Genomic DNA, 7,868 nt, shown 5'->3' with positions numbered 1-7,868 from the left:
ATATTTGGCGGGTGTAATAACGGAAATTGCAATAGAATGTGGCGTGTCGGAACAGGCAGTTCGTGCATGGTGTAGGCGAAACCATGTTGCGAAAGATGCGAAAGGAAGTTTCGCAATCAGCGAAAGTCAAAAAACCGCCATATATCAGCATTATTTAGGTGTTGAACGAAAGCAAGTTTCGCAACAGGCGAAAGCAAGTTGCGAAACTTGCGAAACCACTTTGATCGCTATGCTGCAGGGAGAATTAGACCGGAAAAGCGAGCAACTTGCTGTAAAGGACAAGCAGATCGAGGAACTGAACGCAAGGTTGGCGGAGGTCAGCTCGGCGTTGGTGACGGCACAGCAGACTGCGGCAGCGGCCCAGGCTCTCCATGCTGGGACAATGCATCAGCAGCTTCTTTCCGGCAAGTCCGGAGCCGATCAGCCGGAGCGTGAGACAGAACCGGTTCAAAAGCGTAGCTGGTTTAGTAGGTTCTTTGGGGACTAAACAGAACGACAAATCGGGAATTGATGAAGGAGTGTGATTGTATGAAAAAGGTATGGACATATTTTGCGATAGGCTGTGTAGTCGCAATCATAGGTATGTTCTTTTCTGACATTTGCGGAGATTTCTTCAATGGTATGGATTATGGAAGTGCTTGTGTATTAGCTCACTACGGATAAAGAAGCAAGGAGAGGTTAAAAATTTTTGCCGTTCCCATCCGGCGGGGCCTCGCCGGATAGGTCTGGCTCAATCGTCGGGCAAGTCCACCTTGCCTACAAAAGAATAATAAATCTCGATGTCCTGGTGGCGCGTTCCCTGCTCGTCCTTCCAGCACTCATGCACCACGATCTTCTCCACGAACTCCCGCAGGAGGGTGGGGGTCAGCTCCTCAAAGCTGGTGTACTTCCGCACAACGGCCATGAACTTCTCCACGTTCACAGCGGCCTCCTGCGCCTGCCCCAGCTCCGCCTGTAACTCGGCGGCACGGGCCTTCAGCGTGGCCTGCTCCTGCTCATAATCGGTGGACAACTCCATGAAACGCTCGTCCGTAATGCGCCCGCTCACGCTGTCCTCATACAGACGCTTGAAGATGCCGTTCAACTCTCCGATACGCTTCTGCGCCGCCTCCAGCTCGCGGCGGCGGGCGGCGTTCTTCCGCTTACCGCCGTCCTCGTTCTGTGCCATCAGCAGCTTCATAAACCGGGCCTCATGCTTGGCGGCGTAGCTGGTGACTTTCCGCAGATTTTCCGTCACGCCCGCCGTCAGAAGGTCGGTGCGGATGAAATGTGCCGTACAATCGGCGGTGCGCTTCTTGTAGCTGCCGCAGATGTAGCAGTCCTGCCGCCGCTTGTTCGTTTCATACCTCTGCTGGTACATGACGCTGCCGCAGTCGGCGCAGAACAACAGACCGGAGAACAGGCCAACCTCGCCGTAGCGGTTGGGCCGCTTTCGCTGTTTGCGAAGCTCCTGCACTCGCTCCCAGGTGGCCTCGTCAATGATGGCCTCGTGGGTATGCTCAAAGACCATTATCTTGTCCTCTGGGTTGGCAACGCTGGTCTTGACCTTGTAGGACACCTTCTCCGTCTTGAAGTTGACGGTATGCCCCAGGTACTCCCGGCGCTCCAGGATGTGCGCCACGGTGTTGCTCGACCACTTACAGGGGTAGTCCGGGTAGTAACGGCGGGTGCTGCCGGTGCGCCGGTACTCCATCGTCCCCGGCGTGGGGATGTTCTGCTCGGTCAGCATCCGGGCAATCTTGGTGGGGCCGTTCCCGGCAAGGCACAGACTGAATATCTGCTTTACAACAGGTGCGGCCTCCGGGTCAACAACGAAGTGTCCGTCCGGGCCTTTCAGATAGCCATAGACCGGCTGGCTGGTGATGGGTTTTCCGCTCATGCCTTTAGCCCGGAAAACCGCTTTGATTTTCTTGCTCGTGTCCCTCACCATCCATTCATTAAATAAATTCCGCAAGGCGCTCATGCGCGGCAGTCGGGCTTGTTTCACAAAACAACCCACTGATTCGTAAAGGAGAATGTAACTTCATGTTTGCTAAAAATTCAAAGGCATATTCTGTCTACCTGCTGTTCCGATTTGTCTTTTCCCTGGCGGTTTCTATGTCCACAGTGCTTTCCATCGTGTACCACCTGGAGGTGGTGCAGCTGGATGCTTTCCAGCTTGTCCTGGTAGGGACGGTTCTGGAGACCTCCTGCTTTCTGTTCGAGATACCCACCGGTGTGGTGGCGGATTTGTATAGCCGTCGGCGCTCGGTGCTGATTGGAATGTTCCTCTACGGCCTGGGCTTTCTGATGGAGGGTGCGCTACCGTGGTTCGCGCCGGTTCTGCTGGCCCAGGTTGTCTGGGGTTGCGGTGATACCTTCATCACCGGCGCTCTGGAGGCGTGGATTGCCTCGGAGGAAGAGGACAAACCCATAGACAAGGTGTTCCTGCGGGGCAGTCAAATGGGGCAAATCGGCGGCGTTCTGGGCGTGGTGCTGGGCACACTGCTGGGAAACATAAACCTGCAAATGCCTGTCATCTTGGGGGGCAGTTTGTGCTTGTTGTTGGGGCTGGTGTTGGTTCGCATCATGCCAGAAACCAACTTCTCCCCTGCTATTGAGGAACGGCAGGGCTTGCTTAAAGACTTTGTCTGCCTGTTCAAGCTCAACCTGGGCTTTGTGAAAGGCGCACCTGTGTTGCTGGCGCTCTTAGCAATCACACTATGCGGGGGACTTGCCAGTGAAGGCTTTGACCGGCTCTCCACCGCTCATTTTCTGGATGACACGGTAATACCCGTTATCGGGCCGCTGAACAGCGTCACTTGGTTCGGTGTTATCAGTCTTATCGGCAGCGGCTTAGGTATTCTGGCTTCTCAGTTGCTCATCGCCCGCATGGAGAAAAAAGGGACTGTCAGCCGAACCAGTGTGGTCATGTCCACCAGCGCCGGGTATATCCTGTGCCTGGTTCTCTTCGCGGTGGGGCGGAGCTTTTGGTTCATGTTGTTGGTGTTCCTGCTGGCGGGGCTTATGCGCACCATCAAGGAGCCTGTGCTGGCCGCCTGGATGAACGACCATGTGGATGAGAAAATGCGCGCCACAGTCTTTTCCACCAGCGGACAGCTGGACTCTTTCGGGCAGATCATCGGCGGGCCTATTGTGGGGCTGGTAGCCCAGCAGGTGTCCATACCCTGGGGGCTGGTCTGTACCGCTTTCCTGCTGTTGCCCGCGCTGTTCTTAGTGCCGGTGGCGGGAAAGAAGCGGGATTGATATGGCATAGTTAAGTTTACTGACGAGCGGGAGATTACTTCCGCTCGTCTTCATTTAGTAGCGCAAAATTTGAGGACTCTTTATTTCCTTATTCGGTATAGCGGAGGCGGCTGTCAATTCGACATAATTTTCTTGTGATACTTTACCGTACATGAGCATTAGGAATAGGAATGTATCTTTGTGTGGTAGTTGTTACTTGCACAGGTATTATTGTTTCAAAAATCAGTTCCAAGCCAAATGAAGATACTCCTGAAGAAAAAGAAGAATGACCAATTCCAGTTTATCGGTGGGATGAAGTTCGGGGAGCCGTCCGCAGACGGCAGGGGCAGCGCCCCTCCGGAGCTGGCAGAGCAGCAGGCACGAGCCGGCAGTGAAGCAGCTCCGGCAACCCCTCCCCTTTAGGGGCGCAAAGCACTTTCACACCGCTGCACCGATGGGGTGGCGGTGTGAAAGTGCTTTTGCGTTACTTTCTCACCAGAAAGTAACAAAGAGGTTGTTTTTAGCGGAAATTTATGATAAAATAGAGGACGGAAGAATAAGCGGAAAGGGGGCGATTTTATGGGAGTTACGATTTCGGGTATGACAGGTGCAGGGAGCATCCGGCACAACAACCGCAGCTTCTCAGCGGCGAATGTAGACCGGAGCCGGACGGAGCAGAACATTGTTTTCTGCAACGAGGATCTGAAGCAGGTCTATCATATGGTCTTTGATGAAGCTCTCGCAGCCTACAACGCAAAGAAAACCAAAACGAGAGATAAGATACCGGACTACTATGAGCATATCCGGCAGAGTAAACAGGAAAAGCTGTTCCATGAAGCGATCTTCCAGATCGGCAACATGAGCGACTGTGGGTGCGGTACGCCGGACGGAGAACGGGCGGCGGCAGCTCTGAAAGATTTTGCGGAGTCTTTTGCAGAACGCAACCCCCATCTGCGGGTGTTCAATATGGTGCTGCACATGGACGAGGCAACGCCCCATCTCCATGTCGATTTTATCCCTGTGGCAACGGAGCAGTCAAGAGGACTTTCTACAAGGGTATCTATGAAACAGGCATTGAAGCAGCAGGGGTTTGTCGGTGTCGGCAGAAAGCAGACCGAATGGGCGGCGTGGATGGAACGGGAGAAAGAAGCTCTGACGGAGATCGCCCAGCGGCACGATTTTGAAATTATCTCTCTCGGCACGAACAGACCGCACATGGACTTGCCGCAGTTCAAGGAAGCGGCTGCGAGGCTGGAAGCGGTGCAGCAGCAGACAGCGGCAGTAGAGCGGGAGGTTGCTGAGCTGGAACGGCAGCGGGACGCTCTGAAAGGCACTGTGCGGCTCTTAAAGGAGGCTGACAGGGTAAATGCACCCCTGCATGATATTCAGCCGGAAAAGACGCTCACAGGGGCAGTAAAGGGCGTGACGGTGGATCAGGTCGAGCAGCTAAAGAAAATGGCACTGCGCAGCGTGACGGATCGGCACAAGGTACAGGAGCTGACGGAGGAAAACACCCGTCTGCGGTCACAGGTGCCGTCCATGAAGAAGCGGCTGGAAGAAGCGCAGCGGCAGCAGAGGCTTGAACAGGAAAACCGGAGGCTGCGCGATGAAAACTATTATCTGCAATCCGAGCTGCAGGAGGAACGCAGCTTCACCGAGCGTCTGACGGACGGCATCGGTCGGATGCTGGACTTCTTGGAAGAACACTTGCCGGAGCGTCTGCGTCCTCTGCTTGAAAAGGCGAGGGAGCTGCTGCCCGATCCGGAGATTGGACAGCAGCAGGAGCAACAGCAGCACCAGCGAGGAATGGGCGGCATGGAGCTGTAAAAGAAGCCTGTCCGGAGGGCTTGAAAATCTCTTTCGGACAGGCTATAATAACAACTGAAAATAGGGAATTGCTGTATTGATAATCTAAGCCCCCTGTAAGGGTACTCCCAACCTATATTTTTTCTCTCTGAAAGGGAGAAAGTCGGAGGGGAAAAAGGGGGTGAGCGGAGGGGTGTTGGAAGTGTGGTAAACCTCGTTAGAGGTTTTCCAAGCCACTGTGGTAAACCCATCGGGTTTTCCATAGTGGCGGCACTTTCAATGCCCCGCAGCGAGGGGGAAAAGGGGGAGGTGACTTTCTCTTTAAGGCGGCGTAGCCGCCGCTCTTTTGCTCCCCCTTTTCCCCCTTCCCGCCCGCAGGCGATCCCCGCCGCAGCGGATTTTCTTTTTGGTACTTTTTCTTTTGTGAGGTGGTAATATGACCGAGAATTATCGAGGCTGCTACGAGTATTTGAGCGCACAATATCCGGAGGTCGGAGGCTATGAGTTTTATAAAGAGCTGTTTCCGGACAATGAGAACTCCGGAGAACGGCACACGGATTTTTCCCATCCGAACGCTGTGTATCTGTATCGGGACGAACAGAGCGAGGATAAGAAGCTCCGGCGCAGGAAGATGTATAACGACACATGGGAACAGGATTACATGGAGTTTGTCGAGGGGAACAGCCTTACTTTGTGCAGCGGTCTTGCATATCGCAGAAAGGAGAACAGGCTGGAGAACGCCCAGCGGATGTATGCTCTGATCTTCGATCTGGATGGCGTAGGTCTTGCCGAGCTGCGCAACCTCTTTCTGCGCTTTGGCGGCGATCCGGAGCGAGTGCGCCGGTTGCCGATGCCGACTTTCCTTGTTCTGTCGGGGACAGGGCTGCATATCTACTATGTTTTCCAGCAGCCGATTGACCTATACCCGAATATAAAAATTCAGCTTAAAAGTCTGAAATATGACCTCACTTTCCGGCTATGGGAGTATGGCAGCACTTCGCAGGTCAAGGCGATCCAGTATCAATCCATCAATCAGAGCTTCCGCATGGTGGGCAGCATCAATGACAAGCATGGGACGGAGCTGGTCGCTTTCCGTACCGGAGAACGGGTAACGCTGGATTATCTGAACGCCTACGCAAAGCCAGAAAACAGGGTGGATGTCAATAAGCCTTTCAGCCCATCCAAAATGACACGAGCTGAGGCGAGGGAGGCATATCCGGAGTGGTATGAGCGTGTTGTTGTGAGAGGCGAGAAAGGACGCAAGAAGTGGGATATTGCCGGAAAGGTGCATGGTGATGATCCGTATGCGCTCTACCATTGGTGGCTGCGGCAGATCGGAGAGATAAAGGGCGGGCATCGGTATTTCTTTTTGATGTGCCTTGCTATCTATGCTTACAAATGCGGTGTGTCGAAGCAGCAGCTCCGGCAGGATATGAAAGAGGCTTTTGATGATCTGCAGATGGTGAAGCATGAGAACGCATTGACCGAGGAAGATATACGGAGTGCGCTGGAAGCCTACGACAAGGAGTATTACAATTTCACGATTTCCGATATTGAAGCTCTGACCGATGTTCGCATCGAGCGCAACAAGAGGAATGGTAGATCACAGAAAGAGCATTTGAAAAGAGCAAGGGCGGTGCAGGAAGTGGATTATCCTGGCGGCACATGGAGAAGAAAAGGGGCAGAAGAAAAGAAAGCGCAAGTCTATGCGTGGCGGCAGGAGCATCCAGAGGGACGCAAGGCCGATTGTCATAGGGACACCGGACTTGATCCGAAAACGATCTGCAAATGGTGGGACACCGTACCGGAGGGGCATATAACGGTCAAAATACGCCCATCACAGGCTTTGAGCGATCTGTTGGTGGAGGAATTTAAGAAAGGGCTGTAAACGCCCCAGAAACGCCCTACAAGGCGTTTTCGGGGCGGGTAAGGGTTTTTATATTACCCCACCGAAAACGAGGCTTGAAAACCGCGCGAAATAAGGCTTTTTCACCCCCTAAATGTACACGCTGCGGTGTTAGCATATAGAAAGCACTGTTCATAGAAAAGTTGCAAAAAAACATTTGCAATGCACTTGCAAATGTCACGAATATTGAATATAATATTAGTGCAAGCTAAAAATGACGAGGAAAGGAGTGCTATTATGGCTAAAGGAAATATGACGATAAGAATGGAGCCGGAGCTGAAAGCACAGGCGGCAGCTCTCTTTAAGTCCCTCGGAATGGATTTGAGTACGGCAACGGGTATTTTTTATCGACAGGCACTTAGGTGTCATGGACTTCCCTTTGAAGTCAAGGTTGACGAGCCGAATGCTGTTACCTATGCGGCGATGGAGGCGGCAGAAAAGGGAGAGGATATGTATGGTCCGTTTGATAGCGTTGCAGATCTGATGGAGGCGCTGAATGCTTAAGCCGGAGTTTTCGGGGCAGTTCAAACGAGATTACAAGCTTGCGATCAAGAGAGGCTGCGATCCGAAGAAGTTGGAGGAAGTGATCACGCTGTTGTGTAACGAGCAGCCGTTGCCGGAGGCGTATCGAGATCATGCTCTCACTAATTCCAGAAATTATAAGGACATGAGAGAATGTCACATCGAGCCGGACTGGCTGTTGGTCTATAAAGTTGTTCGGCAGACTTTGATTTTGAAATTGATAAGGACGGGATCTCATAGCGATTTGTTTTGAGATTAACTCCGGATGAAAGAGTGGTGATGATATTTGGCGGGTGTAATAACGGAAATTGCAATAGAATGTGGCGTGTCGGAACAGGCAGTTCGTGCATGGTGTAGGCGAAACCATGTTGCGAAAGATGCGAAAGGAAGTTTCGCAATCAGCGAAAGT

The 7,868-nt window shown here is 52.9% G+C and carries 9 protein-coding genes; 8 read left to right on the top strand and 1 reads right to left on the bottom strand.

Features of this window, described 5'->3' with window-relative positions; translation table 11 throughout:
- A partial coding sequence (locus BQ5375_RS00085) for a hypothetical protein (RefSeq protein WP_227080884.1) occupies nt 1–487 on the top strand: 487 nt, incomplete at its 5' end.
- Between the two features lie 41 nt (nt 488–528).
- A complete protein-coding gene (locus BQ5375_RS14580; protein ID WP_268876778.1) occupies nt 529–663 on the top strand; it encodes a hypothetical protein in 135 nt (44 codons plus the stop codon).
- A 67-nt stretch (nt 664–730) separates the two neighbouring features.
- Here the strand turns inward: BQ5375_RS14580 and BQ5375_RS00080 are convergent, their stop codons facing one another.
- Nucleotides 731–1,987, bottom strand: coding sequence for a recombinase family protein (locus tag BQ5375_RS00080; RefSeq protein ID WP_328586997.1), 1,257 nt, complete (start codon nt 1,985–1,987; stop codon nt 731–733).
- A gap of 38 nt (nt 1,988–2,025) precedes the next feature.
- Between BQ5375_RS00080 and tet(40) the strand changes: the two genes are divergently transcribed.
- The 6 genes from tet(40) to BQ5375_RS00050 all read left to right on the top strand — a co-directional run bounded on the left by tet(40) (nt 2,026) and on the right by BQ5375_RS00050 (nt 7,712).
- Nucleotides 2,026–3,246, top strand: coding sequence for a tetracycline efflux MFS transporter Tet(40) (gene tet(40) / locus BQ5375_RS00075; RefSeq protein ID WP_002578914.1), 1,221 nt, complete (start codon nt 2,026–2,028; stop codon nt 3,244–3,246).
- A gap of 237 nt (nt 3,247–3,483) precedes the next feature.
- On the top strand, nt 3,484–3,648 hold the full coding sequence (locus tag BQ5375_RS14275; RefSeq protein ID WP_159438011.1) for a hypothetical protein: 165 nt from the start codon (nt 3,484–3,486) through the stop codon (nt 3,646–3,648).
- A 156-nt stretch (nt 3,649–3,804) separates the two neighbouring features.
- Nucleotides 3,805–5,052, top strand: a complete 1,248-nt coding sequence (locus tag BQ5375_RS00065; RefSeq protein ID WP_015517767.1) for a plasmid recombination protein — start codon at nt 3,805–3,807, stop codon at nt 5,050–5,052.
- Nucleotides 5,053–5,467: 415 nt separating this feature from the next.
- Nucleotides 5,468–6,919, top strand: coding sequence for a hypothetical protein (locus BQ5375_RS00060; protein WP_076917207.1), 1,452 nt, complete (start codon nt 5,468–5,470; stop codon nt 6,917–6,919).
- A gap of 255 nt (nt 6,920–7,174) precedes the next feature.
- Complete coding sequence (locus BQ5375_RS00055) at nt 7,175–7,441, top strand: type II toxin-antitoxin system RelB/DinJ family antitoxin (RefSeq protein ID WP_033119556.1); 267 nt, start codon at nt 7,175–7,177, stop codon at nt 7,439–7,441.
- Nucleotides 7,434–7,712: a type II toxin-antitoxin system YafQ family toxin gene (locus BQ5375_RS00050; RefSeq protein WP_021632616.1), complete on the top strand. Its 279-nt coding sequence runs from the start codon at nt 7,434–7,436 to the stop codon at nt 7,710–7,712. Before BQ5375_RS00055 ends, BQ5375_RS00050 begins: the two co-directional genes overlap by 8 nt.
- Nucleotides 7,713–7,868: the final 156 nt, after the last annotated feature.

It is taken from the genome of Negativibacillus massiliensis, from assembly GCF_900148495.1.
In the GTDB taxonomy this organism is placed as follows: domain Bacteria; phylum Bacillota; class Clostridia; order Oscillospirales; family Ruminococcaceae; genus Negativibacillus; species Negativibacillus massiliensis.
Note: the sequence above shows the minus strand (reverse complement) of the source record. Positions and strands in the feature narration are given on the sequence as shown.